The organism is Streptococcus sp. 2021WUSS126, from assembly GCF_044427255.1.
Lineage (GTDB): Bacteria > Bacillota > Bacilli > Lactobacillales > Streptococcaceae > Streptococcus > Streptococcus hashimotonensis.
Genome location: NZ_JAOTGI010000002.1, coordinates 55,323 through 74,432, shown reverse-complemented (window position 1 = coordinate 74,432; position 19,110 = coordinate 55,323). Strand labels below are relative to the sequence as shown.

19 protein-coding genes are annotated in these 19,110 nt (G+C 39.9%); 15 read left to right on the top strand and 4 right to left on the bottom strand.

The genetic code is table 11. The features are described from left to right. Positions 1–34 precede the first annotated feature (34 nt). On the bottom strand, positions 35–901 hold the full coding sequence (locus tag ODU39_RS01585; RefSeq protein WP_002935357.1) for a YitT family protein: 867 nt from the start codon (positions 899–901) through the stop codon (positions 35–37). Between the two features lie 528 nt (positions 902–1,429). On the opposite strand from ODU39_RS01585, the gene tmk reads away from it, so the two are divergent. The 9 genes from tmk (at position 1,430) to ODU39_RS01540 (ending at position 8,349) form a co-directional block, all read left to right on the top strand. Next, the gene (gene tmk, locus ODU39_RS01580) at positions 1,430–2,068 is read left to right on the top strand and encodes a dTMP kinase (protein WP_105119666.1); all 639 of its coding nucleotides are present in this window, start codon (positions 1,430–1,432) and stop codon (positions 2,066–2,068) included. Continuing rightward, on the top strand, positions 2,065–2,949 hold the full coding sequence (locus ODU39_RS01575) for a DNA polymerase III subunit delta' (RefSeq protein ID WP_398579704.1): 885 nt from the start codon (positions 2,065–2,067) through the stop codon (positions 2,947–2,949). Before tmk ends, ODU39_RS01575 begins: the two co-directional genes overlap by 4 nt. 19 nt (positions 2,950–2,968) lie before the next feature. Then, the gene (gene yabA / locus ODU39_RS01570) at positions 2,969–3,286 is read left to right on the top strand and encodes a DNA replication initiation control protein YabA (RefSeq protein WP_002935361.1); all 318 of its coding nucleotides are present in this window, start codon (positions 2,969–2,971) and stop codon (positions 3,284–3,286) included. 1 nt (position 3,287) lies between these two features. After that, entirely contained in the window at positions 3,288–4,151 is an 864-nt protein-coding gene (gene rsmI / locus ODU39_RS01565; RefSeq protein WP_398579703.1) for a 16S rRNA (cytidine(1402)-2'-O)-methyltransferase, read from the top strand. 468 nt (positions 4,152–4,619) lie between these two features. Next, entirely contained in the window at positions 4,620–5,711 is a 1,092-nt protein-coding gene (gene serC, locus ODU39_RS01560) for a 3-phosphoserine/phosphohydroxythreonine transaminase (RefSeq protein WP_398579702.1), read from the top strand. Then, positions 5,711–6,268 carry a GNAT family N-acetyltransferase gene (locus ODU39_RS01555; protein ID WP_398579701.1) on the top strand — a complete coding sequence of 186 codons (558 nt, stop codon included), beginning with the start codon at positions 5,711–5,713 and terminating at the stop codon, positions 6,266–6,268. Before serC ends, ODU39_RS01555 begins: the two co-directional genes overlap by 1 nt. A gap of 53 nt (positions 6,269–6,321) precedes the next feature. Next, positions 6,322–7,503 (top strand): phosphoglycerate dehydrogenase, encoded by a 1,182-nt coding sequence (locus tag ODU39_RS01550; protein ID WP_014638089.1) that lies wholly within the window; start codon positions 6,322–6,324, stop codon positions 7,501–7,503. 2 nt (positions 7,504–7,505) lie between these two features. Further along, the gene (locus ODU39_RS01545) at positions 7,506–8,012 is read left to right on the top strand and encodes a methylated-DNA--[protein]-cysteine S-methyltransferase (protein WP_024413536.1); all 507 of its coding nucleotides are present in this window, start codon (positions 7,506–7,508) and stop codon (positions 8,010–8,012) included. Next, complete coding sequence (locus ODU39_RS01540; RefSeq protein WP_002935368.1) at positions 7,996–8,349, top strand: arsenate reductase family protein; 354 nt, start codon at positions 7,996–7,998, stop codon at positions 8,347–8,349. Before ODU39_RS01545 ends, ODU39_RS01540 begins: the two co-directional genes overlap by 17 nt. 16 nt (positions 8,350–8,365) lie before the next feature. On the opposite strand, the gene ODU39_RS01535 is transcribed toward ODU39_RS01540, so the two are convergent. Together ODU39_RS01535 and ODU39_RS01530 are read right to left on the bottom strand one after the other, a co-directional pair. Next, on the bottom strand, positions 8,366–9,265 hold the full coding sequence (locus ODU39_RS01535) for a cation transporter (protein WP_024407083.1): 900 nt from the start codon (positions 9,263–9,265) through the stop codon (positions 8,366–8,368). Positions 9,266–9,556: 291 nt separating this feature from the next. Then, positions 9,557–10,384 (bottom strand): exodeoxyribonuclease III, encoded by an 828-nt coding sequence (locus tag ODU39_RS01530; RefSeq protein WP_012775042.1) that lies wholly within the window; start codon positions 10,382–10,384, stop codon positions 9,557–9,559. A gap of 155 nt (positions 10,385–10,539) precedes the next feature. On the opposite strand from ODU39_RS01530, the gene ODU39_RS01525 reads away from it, so the two are divergent. From ODU39_RS01525 to ODU39_RS01515, 3 genes are all read left to right on the top strand, one after another. Beyond that, entirely contained in the window at positions 10,540–12,201 is a 1,662-nt protein-coding gene (locus ODU39_RS01525; protein ID WP_136671880.1) for a hypothetical protein, read from the top strand. A gap of 159 nt (positions 12,202–12,360) precedes the next feature. Then, the gene (locus ODU39_RS01520) at positions 12,361–13,749 is read left to right on the top strand and encodes an amino acid permease (RefSeq protein ID WP_398579700.1); all 1,389 of its coding nucleotides are present in this window, start codon (positions 12,361–12,363) and stop codon (positions 13,747–13,749) included. 329 nt (positions 13,750–14,078) lie between these two features. Beyond that, entirely contained in the window at positions 14,079–14,915 is an 837-nt protein-coding gene (locus ODU39_RS01515) for a DUF975 family protein (RefSeq protein WP_398579699.1), read from the top strand. Positions 14,916–14,932: 17 nt separating this feature from the next. Here ODU39_RS01515 and ODU39_RS01510 read toward each other — a convergent pair whose 3' ends face one another. Then, a complete protein-coding gene (locus ODU39_RS01510) occupies positions 14,933–15,808 on the bottom strand; it encodes a lysostaphin resistance A-like protein (RefSeq protein ID WP_398579698.1) in 876 nt (291 codons plus the stop codon). A gap of 123 nt (positions 15,809–15,931) precedes the next feature. Between ODU39_RS01510 and ODU39_RS01505 the strand changes: the two genes are divergently transcribed. The 3 genes from ODU39_RS01505 to ODU39_RS01495 all read left to right on the top strand — a co-directional run bounded on the left by ODU39_RS01505 (position 15,932) and on the right by ODU39_RS01495 (position 19,110). Beyond that, positions 15,932–16,582, top strand: coding sequence for a DUF3885 domain-containing protein (locus ODU39_RS01505; protein ID WP_398579697.1), 651 nt, complete (start codon positions 15,932–15,934; stop codon positions 16,580–16,582). Positions 16,583–16,865: 283 nt separating this feature from the next. Further along, on the top strand, positions 16,866–16,958 hold the full coding sequence (locus ODU39_RS01500; protein ID WP_222132918.1) for a putative holin-like toxin: 93 nt from the start codon (positions 16,866–16,868) through the stop codon (positions 16,956–16,958). A 421-nt stretch (positions 16,959–17,379) separates the two neighbouring features. Beyond that, complete coding sequence (locus ODU39_RS01495; protein WP_238141350.1) at positions 17,380–19,110, top strand: site-specific DNA-methyltransferase; 1,731 nt, start codon at positions 17,380–17,382, stop codon at positions 19,108–19,110.

The following is a 19,110-nucleotide window of genomic DNA, read 5'->3' as shown; positions in this document are numbered from 1 at the left end:
AAAACCTGCAGTTCAGTGAAACTGCAGGTTTTATTTAATGGCGTTCTATTGGTTTTTTATCTCGATCTAAAGTAAATCCCTCGCCGAGTACTTCATGTGCGTCTGTAATGGTGATAAATGCGTGGGGGTCAATGCGATGAATAAGCTCCTTCATCTCTTGGAGTTGGCTCTTATATATGACTGAGTAAATCATGTTGACATCGGCTTTGCTGTAGAAACCTTGTGCTTTGATAAAGGTGACACCACGCTCGATTTCACAATCAATAGCCTGAGCCAATTGGTCAGATTTTTGGGAAACAATCATAACTCCCTTGCTACCATATCCGCCCTCCGTGACAAAATCAATAACCTTGGAAGCAATAGCAACCATCATTAAAGTATATAGAACTGTTCGGAGGTCTTTAAAAACAATAACAATTAGAGTTAGGATGAGGATGTCGACTGCAAGAATGATTTGTCCAATGGAGTAAGGTAGGAATTTATGACCTATACGAGCAATAATATCGCTTCCCCCAGTCGTTCCCCCAGCACGGAAGATGGTTCCTAATCCTAGTCCCATAAGAATCCCACCAAGGATACTAACGAGTATCAAATCTTGTTGTAGATTGATTGAAAAATGGATTTTTTCAAAAATGGCCAACCAAAAGGTAACGCTAAAGGTTCCTAAGATACTGAGATAGAGAGTCTTCTTTCCGAGTATTTTCCACCCGAGGATGAACAATGGAATATTAATCACAATGTTCATTATCCAAGGTTGAATATGAAAAAGGTAGTAAATAATCAGCGTCAATCCAGTTGCGCCACCCTCGAATAGACGATTGGGCATGATTAAATAATTTAGCCCAAAGGCAAATAGCCCTGCACCAAGCAAAATAAGTAAAATATTTTTCAAACGAACCATAAGCATCTCCGAATATGTGTATATATCAATTTTAAAAGATTTTCTCCTTAAAAACAAGTCAATTTTCAAGTGATTTTTTGACTAATTTTTGGTAAAATGGAATGAATATCTAAGAACCAGTATTCACAAGTGAAATGCTTGTATATATGGTCATTTAGTTTCTCTTTTATTACTTCAACGAGCGAGGAAGCGTCGTTTCCTTATTTTCAAGTTCAAACGGGAGTGGGAAAGAACTCGACTGGTCTAAAAAGAGTTCCCCCTCACTTCCAAGCAGTTGGCTCGGGCTAAAATAGTCCACTGGACTATTTTACTCCCACCCCCCGCACAGCTCCAACTATCTCTCAGATCGTTGGAGCAAGTACTAAAAGTAAACTAAACGACTATAAGAGATAGTTTTTCGCTAATCAGGGCAGTTTTTTTGAGGGAATACTGACTGTATTTTGAAAAAAACTAACGAAGACTAGTTGAAAAACTAGCCTTCGATGGAAGTGCTGAACTGTGCATACAGGTTCTAAGAGCGAGGGAAAGATGAGAAACGGTTTTTTTATTACATTTGAAGGCCCAGATGGAGCTGGAAAAACAACTGTATTGCAACAGTTATTGCCAGCCTTGCAGGAATTGGGGCCAGAAGTAGTCACAACTAGAGAGCCAGGTGGAGTGGCTATTGCAGAAGAAATTCGCAATATTATTCTGAATCCTGCAAATACAGCGATGGATGATAAGACGGAGCTGTTATTGTTCATTGCAGCACGACGTCAGCATTTGAAAGAAAAGATTCTTCCCCCCTTGGCACAGGGGAAATTGCTCTTGATTGATCGTTTTATCGATTCCTCTATTGCCTATCAAGGATTTGGACGGGGTTTGGCTATAGATGACATTCATTGGCTCAACCAGTTTGCAACAGATGGTTTAAAACCAGATTTAACTCTCTATTTTGATATTGATACAGAAGAGGGGCTGGCTCGAATTGCCCGCAATGCTGACCGTGATGTGGATCGCTTGGATATGGAAAAAGCAGATATGCATAGACGGGTGCGTCAAGGCTATCTTAGTATTTTAGAGCAGGAACCAGAGCGGTTGGTAAAGATTGATGCCAGTCAGCCACTAGAGGCTGTTGTTGCAGATGCTCTAGCAGTCATTAAGAAACGGTTTGCAGAAAGAACATGAAGATTGAAGAACTTAGAAACTTACAACCCAGTATATTTCAACGTTTTGTGACAATTTTAGAGCAGAGACGTTTGGCACATGCCTATCTATTTTCAGGTGACTTTGCTAGTTTTGATATGGTAATTTTTCTCAGTCAATCGTTATTTTGTCAGGAGAAAGAAGGCGTCCTTCCTTGTCAGAAGTGTCGGTCTTGTCGTCTAATTGAAGCAAATGAGTTTTCAGATCTTACTGTTATTGCACCGCAGGGAAATGTTATCAAAACAGATACGATACGTGAATTAGTTAAGAATTTTTCACAATCTGGATTTGAATCCAATAAGCAGGTTTTCATTATTCGTGATGCTGAGAAAATGCATGCTAACGCAGCCAACTCTTTGCTAAAAGTGATTGAAGAACCTCAGTCAGCTATTCACATCTTCTTATTGACCAATCAGGAAGAGGCTGTCCTTCCTACTATCAAGAGTCGGACACAGATTATAGGTTTTCCTAAAAATATTCCGGCCATGGAGCGAATGTTAGAAGAGGAGGGCTTGTTAAAAACACAAGCGAATCTCTTAGCTCAACTGGTTTCAAGTCAAGAAGAAGCGAAAAAGTTAGCAGAAAATAAAAACTTTTTAGATTTGATGGGACAGACAAAGAAATTTACAGACTTGCTCTTGGTGGAGCCTACACGTGCTTATTTGCAAGTTGGAATCCTAGTGTCTTTAGCTGTGGAAAAAGCTGAGCAGGGACGTTTGTTTGACCTTCTGAGTCTGATATTATCTGAGAAAATGATGGACTCGGCAAACGTACGTGAAAAAATGGATGCTGTTCTTAAGGCTAAGACGATGTGGCAGGCAAACGTAAGTCTACAAAATAGTCTAGAGTACATAACTCTGTAAAATAAAAGAAAGGGAGATAATGGATAAAAAAGAAATTTTTGATGCCCTAGATGATTTTTCGCAAAATCTTCTAACCACGTTGGCAGAAGTGGATGCTATCAAAAAGCATTTACAGGGAGTTATTGATGAAAATACGACCCTCCGTTTGGAAAATTCCAAGTTGCGCGAACGTTTGGAAAAAGAAGATAAGACAGGCCATAAATCTTCCAACTTTGGTAAGGAGAATTTGGAGAATATTTACGAAGATGGTTTTCATATTTGTACCTTCTCTTATGGTCAACGTAGGGATAATGATGAACCTTGTATGTTCTGTGTAGAATTATTGAATCGAGATTAGGATGAAAGTACAAAAATCATTTAAGGGACAGACGAGTTTTGGGACTTTATATCTGGTGCCAACTCCTATTGGAAACTTACAGGATATGACATTCCGAGCTGTTCAGACCTTAAAAGAGGTGGATATAATTGCAGCGGAAGATACGAGAAACACAGGCCTCCTACTCAAACATTTTGAAGTAGAAACCAAGCAAATATCCTTTCATGAACACAATGCCCATGAAAAAATTCCAGTTTTGATTGATTGGCTCAAATCTGGTCAGTCCATTGCGCAAGTTTCTGATGCAGGCCTGCCTTCCATTTCAGATCCTGGTCATGACCTGGTACGGGCAGCGATTGTGGAAAATATTCCTGTTGTAGCACTTCCAGGAGCATCGGCAGGAATTACAGCCTTGATTGCATCTGGTTTGGCACCCCAGCCACATATTTTTTATGGATTTTTACCGAGAAAAGCGGGGCAGCAAAAAGAATTTTTCCAAGAAAAAAAGACCTATCCTGAGACGCAAATTTTCTATGAATCTCCATATCGTGTGGCAGATACCTTAGAAAATATGTTGACAGTTTATGGTGATCGTCAGGTAACGGTTGTTCGAGAATTGACCAAGTTATACGAAGAATACCAGAGAGGAAGCATTTCCGAATTACTAGAGTATTTGGAAGAAAATCCACTTAAGGGAGAATGCTTGATTATTGTCGAGGGTGCTGGTGAGGAAGTCTATCCTTCTGCTGACGAAGTGGACTTGAAGGCTGAGGTAGAAAGGGAAATTGCAAGTGGCATAAAACCTAATCAGGCTATCAAAGAAGTGGCCAAACGCTACCAACTCAAAAAACAAGAAGTATACGATATATATCATGGACTAGGTTAAGACCTAGTTTTTTGTATGTTTATGCAAACTATACTCTTCGAAAATCAAAATTATCCGTTGTCAAGAGCCTTGATGAGTGAAAAGCTCCAGTGAATCTTTTCAGCCTGTTACCTTGAAATGAGAAAGTAACAAAGTTCTATCGTCGGCTTAATGACGCGAACACAGTTCTCTATACTTCCAGCCTTCAACTATATCCCAGCTAAGCTACTTTTGATTTTCATTGAGTATTAATATGCAGATAACAATTGGCGACACTCCCCAAACAGTCAAATCTGGTCATAAAATTTTCATTGAAAACTGATAAATCCCTGTGAGTCAAGCGCCTTCGTTTATGGCTAAAAGTAAGAGGAGTTTTAGAAAGTAGAATAAATATAAGAAATCCGAATATTTTTACAAAATAATCATATTTTATGGAATTGTCTGAATATTTGTGATATAATGAACAGACTAACTTAATGGAGGGATTTTATGACAATCTACAACTTCTCTGCAGGTCCTGCAGTATTGCCAAAACCAGTACTTGAACGCGCCCAAGCTGAATTCTTGGACTACAATGGTTCGGGAATGAGCGTTTTGGAGATGTCGCATCGCTCCAAGGACTTCGATGATATTATAAAAGGTGCTGAAGCAACGCTTCGTGAATTGATGGCCATTCCAGATAATTACAAGGTTATTTTCTTGCAAGGTGGAGCTTCTTTGGAATTCACAATGATTCCCCTCAACTTCGCTCAAGGCAAGAAAGCCTACTATCTTGTAGGTGGCTCATGGGGTAAAAAAGCCTATACTGAGGCTGTGAAGCTGTCTAAAACAATTGCCTTTGAACCAATTTTGCTTGGATCAACTGAAGATATTACCTATGCAGAATTGCCAACCTTCGATAAAAATGATATTGATCCAAGTGCAGCATATGTGCATTTGACAACAAATAACACTATTGAAGGAACAGCAGTTTATGATATTCCTGACACCAATGGTGTGCCAGTCATTGCTGACATGTCTTCAAATATTTTAGCAGCTCGCTATAATGTTGAAGATTTTGCCATGATTTATGCTGGGGCTCAAAAGAATATTGGCCCTGCAGGTGTAACTGTGGTGATTGTTCGTGAGGACTTTCTCAATGATCAACCAATGCTTTCAAGCATGTTGGACTACCGTATTCAAGCTGAAAATGAGTCTCTATATAATACTCCGCCAGCATACTCTATCTACATTTCTAAACTTGTCTTTGACTGGGTAAAAGAAATTGGTGGTGTCGATGAGATGGAGAAAATCAACCGTGAAAAATCTAGTTTGCTTTATGACTATATCGACCAGTCTAATTTCTATACAAATCCTGTTCGTAAAAAAGAAGAGCGTTCAGTAGCCAATATTCCTTTTGTTTCACCAAGTGAGGAATTGGATGCCAAGTTTGTCAAAGAAGCAACAGCAGCAGGTTTTAAAAACATCAAAGGTCACCGTTCAGTAGGTGGGATGCGGGCGTCGCTCTATAATGCTTTCCCACGTCAAGGTGTGGTTGAATTGATTGAATTCATGAAAAAATTTGCAGCGGAGAATGCCTAATGGAAATCAGATTAGCACATCCAAATGAGATGGAGGCTATTGTCAATATTCTTGAAGATGCTCGCGCATTTCTAGCAACCTCTGGTATTAATCAATGGCAGGGAGAGTATCCAAATAAAGAGAATATCTTTGATGATATTCTTTCTGGCCAAGGTTATGTTGGTCTAGTGGACGGTAAGGTGGCAGCTTATGCCGCTGTTCATCGTGGTCAAGAAGCAGAATATGAGGCCATATATGAAGGAAAATGGCAGCACAATCATCCTGTATATACAACATTTCATAGAATTGCAGCAGCTGACGAATTTCGTGGTCAAGGAATCATACAAACTTTTTTGCAAGGTTTAATTGAAGGCCAAAAAGGACCGGATTTCCGCTGTGATACCCACGAGCAGAATAAGACAATGCAGCACGTTCTAAAAAAATTAGGCTATGTCTATTGTGGTAAAGTCCCAATAGATGGAGAACGTCTAGCTTATCAAAAAATCAAGCACAAGAGCGAGCGGAGTCTTTACCAGGAAATCAGTGAAGACGACCGCTGGTTACTCGGAAATAATTAATGAAATAAAGAAAGAAAAGGCGGTAGCTATTCCGCCTTTTTAGGTAAAAATAAATGGTATTTAGCGTACGTACTTTTAACAATATCAATCAAATCGGTCTTAAGGAATTAGGCAATAAATTCCAGATTGACGGAGATCATGCAGCAAATCCAGATGCCTTTATTATTCGATCTGAAAATTTGCATGGATTTGATTTTCCTGAAAATCTAAAAGCTATTGCCCGTGCGGGTGCAGGGACTAACAATATTCCAATCGAAGAGGCAACAGAGAAAGGTATTGTTGTCTTTAACACTCCAGGTGCCAATGCCAATGCCGTAAAAGAGGCAGTCATTGCTTCCATCCTTTTGTCAGCACGTGACTATATCGGAGCGACGGCGTGGGCAAATACATTGTCAGGAGATGATGTACCTAAGCAGGTTGAAGCAGGTAAGAAGCAGTTTGCTGGGACAGAGATTTCAGGTAAGACTCTTGGTGTTATCGGACTTGGTGCTATTGGTGCGCGTATTGCCAACGATGCCCGCCGTTTGGGAATGAATGTTCTCGGTTACGACCCTTATGTATCAGTAGAAACTGCATGGACCATTTCAAGCCATGTCAAACGTGTGGATGACTTGAAAGAAATCTTTACCAATGCGGATTACATTACTGTTCATGTTCCTTTGACAGATAAGACACGAGGACTCTTCAATGCGGATAGCTTTGGTCAAATGAGAAAAGGAACAACCTTGATCAATTTTGCCCGCGGTGAATTGGTTAATAATGCTGATTTGTTTGAAGCAATTGAGGCAGGAGTTATCAAGAACTATATCACGGATTTTGGGACAGAAGAAGTGCTCAACAAGGACAACATTATCGTCTTTCCGCACGTTGGTGGGTCAACAGAGGAAGCAGAGCTCAACTGTGCCATTGCTGCTGGTCAGACCATTCGTCGTTTTATGGAGACGGGTGAAATTATCAACTCAGTTAACTTCCCAAATGTGAAACAATTCCTAGATGCACCGTATCGTATTACCTTGATTAATAAGAATATTCCTAATATGGTAGCAACGATTACAACGGCTGTATCTGAGTTGGGAATCAATATCGATAATATCATCAATAAGTCTAAAGGTGACTATGCCTATACTTTACTTGATTTGGATGAAGCGGATAAAGTGAAAATTGAGCAGTTGGTTGCTAAATTTGAAGCAACGGATGCAATTGTCAAAGTGCGTGTCATTCAGAATAAAAACTAATCATGCTGTATAAACAAGTCTATCATAGTCCACTTGGGCCCATGTCATTAATGGCTAGTGATAAGGGATTAAGAGGGGCCTGGTTTGAAGGGCAAAAATATTTTGAACGAGGCTTGAACGAGAAAGCTATTTTAGCCTCCCATCCCATTTTAGACCAGACAGCTCGAGTGCTTGACAAGTATTTTTCAGGGGATCAGGTGGACTTTTCAACCCTTCCATTAGAAGCTGTGGGAACAAATTTCCAAGAGCATGTCTGGCAATTATTGAAGACGATTCCGATTGGTCAGACGACTACCTATGGACAACTGGCTCAACAACTGGGCCTTCGTTCTGGTCAGGCAGTAGGAGGTGCAGTTGGGCGTAATCCTTATTCTATTATTGTTCCTTGTCACCGAGTTCTCAATCAGAAAGGACAGTTGACAGGTTATGCAGGGGGACTGGATAAGAAAATCTGGCTCTTGCGACATGAGAATCCAGAATTTGAGGTGAAAGATGATTTTATTTTATGAGTATCCAAAATGTTCGACTTGCCGAGCAGCAAAGGCGGAGTTGAAGAGTTTGGGATTGGAATTTGAGGCTATTGATATTAAGTCAACACCGCCTAGTGCTGAAGAGCTAAAAGCTTGGATGGAGGCGACAGGACTAGAATTGAAAAAGTATTTTAATACTTCTGGTAATAGCTATCGTGAATTAGGCTTGAAAGATAAGTTTGATAGTCTTAGCTTGGAGCAGGCACTTAATCTTCTAGCTAATGATGGTATGCTGATTAAGCGTCCCCTACTGATTCAGGATGGTAAAATCTTACAGATTGGCTATCGAACAAAATACGAAAATCTCGGTTTATAAGCCGAGATTTTGTTTATTATAGCGCATATTCTATTGAAATATATTCATGATGTTTTTTCAAAAGATAGAGCATCTGAGGCTTATCTTCTAAGAGTTTTTGGATAATTTCGTGATGGACATTGTGGAGATTGATTTTAACGCGAATCTTCATGCCTTGTTTGAAAATATGGATTTCGACATCATTGCTATCTTCCTTTAAGTAAGGCTCCAATAGCTGATAGATAGAATCATGTATCTCAGGGAAATGGATCGTTCCGTTGGCGAGTTCCTTGAAAGATGCCACTAATAAGTTCCAAGGTTCCTTAAATGAAATGATTGCTAGTGCTAGTGTCAAAAAGAAGTCACCAGTATAATGCAGGAAGCCTAACCAAGAGTTGATAGGAACAAGATAGAGCAGAAGAATTGCAATTCCAATTGCACCTGAAATGAGTCCGTCTATAAGGTTGCCTTTTGCTTCTGCTAATATGATAGTAGACAGATGATTGACTTTGGCACTCATATGGCGGTTGTATAGGTAAAGCCCCATGCAGACAAAAAACATGGTTATGGTATAAGGTAGAACGGGACCAGTAGTCATTTGATGACCGATTCCATGAACAAAGTAAGCAAAGGCTGTCGCGCTAGTTTCAAGTACAGCAAATACCAGGAGTAGTAGAGTTGCGAGAGATTTCATGATAGCGTAGAGAGGTTCTAGAAAATACAGTCCTTGGGGAAAAGTCTCGGTTTTCCGATGACTATTTTTCGATATGTAAACTGCAACTAAGGACGAAATAAATGCTATCAGAGAAAAGACTCCGTCTAGGAGGAGGGCGTTTAGGTCAGTCATGATATAAACGGCAATGCCTGCTAATCCAGATAAACCGTTCACAACAGAGGAAACAGTTAGAGATTTGCGTTCGATAATTTTATGGTCCATAATCCCTCCTTTTAATGTATATCTATATATTTATTTTACCATAAAATGACATCGCTTTCAAATCAAGCAAATTAAAACAAGGTAGAGTGATAAGAAATAAAGGCTCAAAACCCTTGCAATAGACCTACGGGTTTTAAGCCTTTAATATCTGTTATCTGATAATTGAAATCATGTTATACTCTTCGAAAATCAAAATCAGACGTTGTTGACTTGATTTGATGAACTTCAGTTCTATCTGCATCTGCGTCGCCTAGTCTGATTTTGATTTTCATTGAGTATTAATATCCACTATTAGAATGAAATCTCCATTACAATTGGTGTATGGTCCTGACGAGCACCGGAGTCAATCATATCTGACTTACTTACTTTGTCGGCGATGCGGTCGCTGACAAGCCAGTAATCAATTCTCCAGCCTGTGTTGTTGATTTTACTGGTGCGGCTACGTTGTGCCCACCAAGTATAGGCGTTGAGAACATCACCGTGCAAGTGGCGGAAGGTATCTGTAAAACCTTTTGCTAGAAGATTTGTAAAACCTTGACGTTCTTCATCTGTAAATCCTGGAGATTGACGGTTACTTGCGGGATTAGCAAGGTCAATTTCCTTGTGAGCAACGTTGTAGTCACCTGTTGCAAGAACAGGTTTGTGGCTATCAAGTTTTGCTAAGTAGTCAGCATACTGTACATCCCAGATTTGACGGTCAGCAAGTCGTTTCAAGCCATCACCAGCATTTGGCGTATAAACTTGTGTGACATAGAAATCGTCAAATTCTAGCGTGATGATACGCCCTTCAGAATCCATGGTTGTTGGAGCACCAATCTCAGGGAAGGTAATGGTTGGAGTTAGATGGTTTTTGTAGAGGAAGAGCGTACCAGCATAACCTTTGCGAGCTGGTTCTACAGATGAACGCCAGGTATTGGCATATCCAGGGAAGTAGCTTTCCAAAATTTCTAGATGCTTTTTAGTCGGTCCCTTATCTGACAATTTTGTTTCCTGAATGGCGATAATATCAGCATCTTCTGTCACAAGTGTATCGATGACTGCGCGTGATAATAGGGCGCGCGGAGATTCTGCAGTCAATGCAGCGTTAAGAGAATCAATGTTCCAAGAAATGAGTTTCATAATTTTCCTTTTCTAGTCTGTTACTGTTTTACATTATACCAAAAATAAAAGTTGCAGGCGAATATGGAAACTTGAAAAAAATTTTATAATTCTTGTATTATAACATTAAAATTGTGATACAATAGAACTAATAAATCTGTGTCAAGGAGGTTATTATGAAAAGAAAATTATTTGTTTTTGCCTGGTTAGCCCTAGTTTTGGAAATGCTAATCTACTACTGGTACCAGTTGCCTGCTTTAAATATTTTGAGTGTGGACTTCTGGATATTTTTCCTTCAATCTGTCGGACTGGTTTGGCTCATACTTTCCATGTTCAGCTCCAAAGGTGCTTTTCAAAAGGTGACTAAGATTTCCGGTCGCCAGAGACAAGTGGATACCTATCAGATTAAAACCTCGCAACTGCCAGCTTACTTAAAATGGTTGGGACGAATTTGGGTATTGGTTGTCCTGGCTTTGTTGGGGCTGGGGCTTATCAACTCACGTGTATTTCGTGCTAAGGATTACGCTGCTGTCATAAGCGTCAAGGATGCGGATTTTAAAGCAGATTTTCCTGAAACAGACATATCCAAATTGGCCCTTTTAGATCGTGCCTCAGCCGAAAAAATCGGTGATACTTATCTAGGTACCATTGACAAGGTCTCCCAGTTTGGCATTTCGGATGATTATCGCCAGATTACTATCGGTCAGCAACCATTCCGTGTATCGCCTTTGGAATATAAGAATTTTTGGAAATGGCTGAGCAACCATCAAGATGGGATTGGTTACTACGTGAAGGTTAATCAGACAACAGGGAAGGCAGAACTTGCCAAGTTGAGCAAAGCCATGCACTATTCAGATTCCGAATTTTTGCTGAATGATACCTTGCGTCATCTTCGCCTGCAATACCCGACAACTATTTTTGGGAAACCATCCTTCGAAGTGGATGACCAAGGAAATCCATATTATATTGCAACGATTTACGAGCCAAAATTTGGACTTTCATCAAATGACCCGATTGGCGCTATTGTATTGGATGCAGTAACAGGGGAAAGTAAGAAGTATAGTCTGGAAGATATTCCAGAGTGGGTAGACCGTGTTTATTCAGCAGACAATGTTATCAGCCGTGTAGATGACCACTATACTTATCAAAATGGTTTCTGGAATACCATTTTCAGTCAAACTGGTGTGAAAAATACAACAGACAGCTATAATTATATTTCTATCGGCTCAGATATTTATCTCTACACAGGTATCACTTCAGCAACTGCTGATTCATCCAACCTTGGATTCATTCTTGTCAATATGAGAACTCGTGAAATTACCAACTACAAATTGGCTTCGGCGACGGAAACAGCAGCGCAAAAGTCTGCAGAAGGTGAAGTACAGGAGAAGGGCTATAAAGCCACTAATCCAAGCCTGGTTAAATTGGCAGATACAGCTTACTATTTAGTATCCTTGAAAGATGATGCCGGCTTGGTTAAATCATACGCTCTTGTTGATGCTGAAGATTATCAACAGGTTACTGTTAACAACGATATTGCGCTCTTAATTTCTCAAGTCACAGGAACGGATGCTTCTAGCCTTTCAGGATTGACGGTGACTGAAAATGGAGAAGTTGGTGAACAGACTGAGGTTATCAGTGGAAAAGTAGAAGCTTTAGCGAGTCAAATAATTGGCGGTGCGACAATCTACTATATTGAGTCTGAGGGTAAGATTTATAAAGTCAAAGCAACGGAAGATAGTACAGATCGTTTACCGTTTATCAAAGTAGGAGATCACTTTAGCGGTCAGTTAGATAAGAAAAATTATCTTAAAAACTTTAAGGTTAATCCAGAATAATCATAAGAAAGAGTGAGGTAGAACAGCCTTGCTCTTTTGCTTGTCATCACTCATGCGAAATATTTCAACTTATGGTATAATGGGGCGTTGAGGTTCTCTGACAGGAATCGGTAGCTTGTTCTGTCAAGTATCCATATTCTTATTCTGAAGGAGTATTTTGTGAGTTTATTTAGAAAAAAACAAGCAGTCGGTCGCAATAGTCAAATGCGCCGGCATTTAGGCTTGGTTGATTTGATATTTTTAGGTATCGGTTCGATGGTTGGAACAGGTATCTTTACGGTAACTGGTTTGGCAGCAGCCCAGTATGCAGGTCCAGCTCTGATCATCTCAATTGTTATTGCAGCAATTTCAGTCGGACTAACAGCCTTGTTTTACGCAGAATTTGCCTCTCGTATACCGACTAACGGTGGTGCCTATGGTTATCTCTACTCGGTTTTTGGTGAATTTCCTGCCTGGATTGCTGGCTGGCTGACAATCATGGAATTCTTGACTGCTGTATCGAGTGTTGCATCTGGTTGGGGAGCTTATTTGAAAGGACTCCTAGCTAATTTTGGTATCGCTATGCCGACAGCTCTGAATGGAACTTTTAACCCCGCTGCTGGTACCTATGTAGACCTCTTACCAGTTATCGTCTTAATTTTCGTAGTAGGAGTGGTCTTGCTTAATTCTAAGGCAGCTCTTCGTTTCAATTCAGCCTTGGTAGTTTTGAAATTTTCAGCGTTGGCGTTATTTATTTTAGTAGGGTTATTCTTTATCAAACCAGAAAACTGGTCGAACTTCTCTCCTTTTGGTTTTGGTGCCATTTATGGTGGACAGGCGGGAATTATGGCGGGAGCGTCTCTCATGTTCTTTGCCTTCCTGGGATTTGAGTCTATTTCATTAGCGATTGATGAGGTGAAAAAACCTGAGAAGAATGTACCAAAGGGAATCGTGTTGTCTCTATCCATTGTAACAATTCTTTATGTCGTAGTGACATTAGTCTTGACTGGTATGGTTCACTATACTAAGTTGAATGTAGCAGATGCGGTTGCCTTTGCACTTCGAGAAGTTGGATTGGATTGGGCAGCGAGTTATATTTCTATTGTAGCAATCCTAACATTGATTACAGTATGTATTTCGATGACCTACGCCTTGTCGAGAATGGTCTATTCCATCAGTCGTGATGGTTTGCTACCGAAATCATTGAGCCGATTGACACAAACAAGCAAGGTTCCTAAAAATGCGACCATTCTTGTGGGGATTTTTGCAGCCGTTTGTGCAGGTATTTTCCCACTAGCAAGTATTGCTTCCTTCCTCAATATCTGTACCTTAGCTTATTTGATCATGCTGGCGCTGGGTATTATTCGTCTGCGTCAAGTCGAAGGTTTGCCACAAGATGGACAATTTAAAACACCTCTTGTTCCCTTGTTGCCTATCCTCTCGATTATCATTTGTCTTTCATTTATGTTCCAATATAGTTTAGATACTTGGTTAGCATTCGGAGTATCCTTGGTCATTGGAATTTTGATTTATTTCTGTTATGGCTATCGTTATTCGGAAGCTAAATAATAGATTTCCCTTCTTTATTTGAAGGGATTTTTTGTACAATTTTTTTATAGAAATAATGGAAAACTTAAAAATAAAATAGTATAATATATATATAAATGCAGATATAATAAAGGAGAAACGTATCCACAGTAGCCTAGGGAGTATGGTATTAATAAATTATTAGGAATCCCTTCGTATTTTGGAGGGATTTTCCTGTTTTTAAGAGATGTTCTGGAAAATTAATGGATAAAGTTTTATACTAATAGTAGGATGGTAAAGTAGTCCGATGTAGATAGAATATTTGCGACGTGACTTTATAAATAAGGAGAGAAAATTGGAGGGGAATTGTGATGAGGACGAGTGATATAGTATCAAGAGCGATGATGACTCGCGAGCGGACAAGAGGTACAACACTACTATTTTTGCCCTCCATTTTGCTATCTATTGTTTATGCTATACCAGTAACAATTTTTCGCCTACTGACATTTCTAGAGCTCCGTCAAAACAGTGCTTTTGTGGAAGGGCGATTGGTTTCTTCAATCAGTTTGACCTATTTAGGTGAGTTCGGCTTCGCTCTGCTATTACAGCTATTCATCGGTCTGTCCTGTTTTCATTTATTGGAATTGTTAAGAGGGGATAGACAGGAGTTTTCTTTAAAAGATAGTTTTTCATTTCTAAAGACAGAATGGAAGAAGCCTATCTGTACCACTTTTCTTTATTATTACTTGCTTCTTTTTATGGCTGGACTTCCAGCTAATCTAGGGGCTGCTTTATTTATTAAAGGCTTCACAATGAGTAGTTTGATGGTCTTATCTCCTGGGGCAATGGCAGAGCTGGCAGTTCATCAGCCTAGTCAATTAATGAAGATAGGGGCTCCGATTTTCCTGATAGGAATGATTATTTACCTTTTTGTCTACTATACCTACTCACAGGTTGTGTTTGTCTTGTATGACCATTTGGATAATGCTAGTTATACTGGTCCCTTGGCTGTATTTAGGGAAAGTCGTTTCTTGATGAAAGGAAACTATTGGCAACGTATTTGGTTAGATTTATCCTTTTTAGGTTGGTTTATTGGGGAATTATTGACCCTTCATCTGTTATCTTTTTTTGTGACTCCTTACTATCATTTATCTAGGACTATTTTCTACGAAAAATTGAAAAAACAAAGACTGTCAGCTGAAGAGTAGCTAACAGTCTTTTATGATTATAGGGAGCTTGTTTTGGGCTTGAAATAGAGGTCGTAAACCAACCAGGAAATCATTATTCCTTGGACAAGCAAGCTGATGACGGAGCCTTCTACACCAAACTTTCCACCAGATAGCCACTCAGGACCAGTGATACCGATTTGAACAAAGGCCTGACCAGCATCGGTGCCGCTGACTGGGAAAGCAAAAACATTCCCTTGGAAACAGTTCCACGCAGCGTGTAAGCCACCAATCACCCAAATGTTTCCTGTTTTGAGCATAATGAGGCAGGCAAGAACGGCAAATAGGGTTAAATCCAAAATTGGAATGAGTGAAATAGCATTGTTTCCGAGGTGGAGAAATGTGAAGAAGAGGGAAGAAACAATGATACCAATGGGAATATTGTGTTTAGCTGAAAGTGATGAGAACATCCATCCTCTTGTTAGAATTTCTTCTGTCGTACCCTGGATAGACCAGGCAAGGATAAGGATAATAAATTCTCCGACTAATTTTGTAGAGAGCTGGATGCTTGTAAATTCAATCGCGCCTAATCCCCACATGATGAGTGTGCAAGTGGTCAGCATTGCAGCTCCGATTCCCCAACCTAGTAGAAAATCTTTTCCCGCCCCTTTTTTGGTAAAACCAAGTCCTGCCCACGGGCTTTTTTCAATATACCGTGCCCATAAAATGACCATCAGACTGATAAAAGCGAAGGCGAACAGTTCAAAACTTACAGAAAGGGTTTCGCTAATTGGGAGTAAAAAGGTTACTGGAGTAAGAATAACCGCTCCTAGTGAATCTCCCACTATCAACAAAATAGTAGCTACAATAGGAGAGGTGAGGATGTTGAGATTGAAAGCTGATTGAGCTTTCTCATTAATAAATTCGGTTTTCATGGGACCTCCTTTTTATAATATACTTTACTAGTTCACTATTCTACCATATTTTTCCAAAGAAGACTAGACCTAATTTCCTAGTATATGGTAGAATAGTACAAAGCTATATAAGGAGAATAGTGTATGGAATTGAATCAATGGCTGAAGTCCTTCCAACTGAAAGATAATCAATTAGTGGGGCCATTTTTTTACGGGACACCTCTTGCGCTTAGATTTGAAATTGGGCCTGCAGACGAAGTAGAAGAATTACCAAGAGCAATCTATCTTGAAAGAGCCTATGCACGTGCAGTAGAACTTTTTGAGCAGGCTAGTTCAGAATACGACTATGTGCTCCTTTCGCTCCTTCGACAGGAAGATAGGGATATAGACACCTACCTCTGGCATTTTTCATCGAAATTTAACTTCGACAAGGTTCCTGAGCCTGAGTTGATAGAAGTGGAGGATTGGACGGGAGATGTGCTAGTCTTTGAGCGCTATCTTTTCCCAGTTACCGACCAAGACCTGAACGCTTTGTTGAGGGAGATTGTCAAAGCCGACCATGGAGGTTTTAACTATCTATCAAGTTCAGTTCTCTTTCTATCTAGTCAGGACAATATCATCTATCATTGCTACGATGATCGGGGAGTTGATATTGCTGTTTTAGATGATGACAAACGTTTGGAGCTCTTTACAGACTGCCATGACCTCCTATTTGACTATGATATGGAGGAGATGGAGAGAAGGGTGAGGGGGGAGAAAATCACTACTAAAGGTGATATACCATCTCTTAGATAAAAGTCCTTCACAAGTGAATACAGGTTCAAAAAATCCACAGTAAAATCTGTGGAAAATATGGTAGAATAGAACAGTAGAAAAGTTCCGAAAGCGGGGTGGAAATCTATTTTGGGAGGTGGCAACTTTATTTTTGGTGGAAAGCAAAACTTTCTCATAAAAAAACGCCAAAATCTAGTCATTTTGGCTAAAAGTTGCACTAATTCGATTTTTGAAAAATATCGTTTCAAAAATCTCACGTTAATACCAAAGACAATCAACATTTCTATTGATTTTACTCTAACTAATGTCTGCCGCAGAGGCTCTCGGGCTGATGTTTCAGTTTGGCACGTTACTAATTGTGCTACTGACATTTATTTTTAACAATCGTAAAAAATAAAAGACAGCCAACTGCTATGAAACTTTGACAGAGTGAACTAGCAGGTTGACTGTAATCTTCATTCGTCCAGTCTTTAAAATGCTCAAACAGTCTGGGAGACTGTTTGAGGTCGTTTCTCCAAAAAACAGAAGGAAACGAACACGGCGGATTGGGTTGGAGCTCAAGCCCTTTTTCACACTCACTATATCACAAACTAAAATCGTTTGACAATTTTTTATCTACATCATCAAAAACGGCTTGACAGCCTAAGAAAAGGAGAATACCATGAGCAGAGCAGAGCAGAGCAGAGCAGAAGCTTGGAGAATACACTCAAGTTGAAAAGCTAGACCTAACTTCAAAAGATGTTTTATCAGACAATATTACAAAAATTGGTCAGCTTTTTCCTGAGGTTCTGACAGAAAGTAGTGATGAAAATGGCAGGTTGCGTCCAGCTATTGACTTTGAAAAGCTACGACAATTCCTTTCAAGAGATATTGTAGAGGGGCGGGAGTCCTATGAGTTTACCTGGGTCGGCAAACGTGGAGCGATTGCCGAGGCTGGTAAACCGACCCACAAGACCCTCCGACCAGATCTTGAGGAAAGTGTTGATTTTGACAAGTCTGAAAATATCTTTATAACAGGGGATAACCTTGAAGTCCTCAAGGTCTTACAGGAGTCTTATCTGGGCAAGATTGACATGGTTTACATTGACCCACCTTACAATACAGGGAAGGACTTTGTCTACTCGGATAAATTCCAGATGAGTGAGGAAGAACTGGCAGATGAAATGGACCTGCGAGATGAGGATGGTTTGCAACGAGTGGGCTTGACCAAGAATGAAAAATCCTCCGCCCGCTATCACTCCGACTGGCTTAATATGATGTATCCCCGTCTAGTCCTTGCCCGAAACCTTCTCAAAGACAGTGGTGTTATCTTTATCTCCATTGACGACAACGAGCAAGCCAACCTCAAAGCTATCTGTGATGAGATATTTGGGGAGGAGAATTTTGTCGGCTCTCTTATTCATCAAAGAGCTAAGGGAGGAGGACAGGCAAAATTTGTAGTAAAAGGACATGACGTCATTCATGTTTATGCAAGAAGAATAGAATTTCTATCTCCGTTAGTCAAACCCAAAGTTATTCAGGGAAAAATCATTTCAAAGAATGGTATAGATTATCTAAAGAATGATGACATATATCGAAAACAATTTGGGAAGTATGAAAAAGGAACAGAAAGACGACTTTATTATGAAGATGCTTTAGAAGTAAAAGGGCAAAAAATAAAAGACGAAATTGATAATAGACTTTCAGCGGGGGAGATCTTTTTAGAAGAAAGAGAAAATGGGAAACATATTTTATATAGCTTGACCCCAGTTTCAGAAGCAACTTCTAAGCTATACTCAATAATAAAAGTATTATCAGAAGAGGGAAAGAATCGTTTGGAAGATTTAGGAATTGATGAGTTATTTTCCTATCCTAAACCGACAGATTTAATAAAGCAGATTGTACAGACTCATAATAGAAAACAGATGCTAATCCTCGACTTCTTCGCTGGTTCTGCAACTACTGCTGATGCCGTTATGCAGTTGAACGCTGAAGACGGTGGTAATCGTAAGTATATTCTCTGTACGCTGGACGAGCATGTAGCAGACAAGTCGGCTGCTAAAGAAGCGGGCTATGAAACCATTGACCAAATTTCTCGTGTGCGAATCCGTCGGGCTGCTAAAAAGATTCAGGAAGAACATCCAGAAACAGTTGGCAAGCAAGACTTTGGCTTTCGAGCTTACAAGCTGGACACTTCCAACTTCAAAGATGTCAGCCAAACACCAGATAGCTTTAGCCAAGAAAGCCTATTTGACAGTGTTTCCAACATCAAAGACGGTCGAACAGATCTTGACTTACTCTTCCAAATTATGCTGACTTGGGGTATGGAGTTGTCGCTTTCAATCACGAAAACTCAAATTGACGATACAGATGTTTACAATGTGGCAGACGGTGCCTTGATTGCTTGCTTTGCAGATGAGATTTCAGAAAGCGTCCTCCGTCAAATCGCCAAAGAAGAACCACTCCGTGCTGTCTTCAAGGACGAATCTTTTGCCAACTCCGCAGCAAAAATCAACCTAGGCCAAATCTTCAAAGAGGAAGCACCAAATACCAAAGTGAAGGTGGTGTAG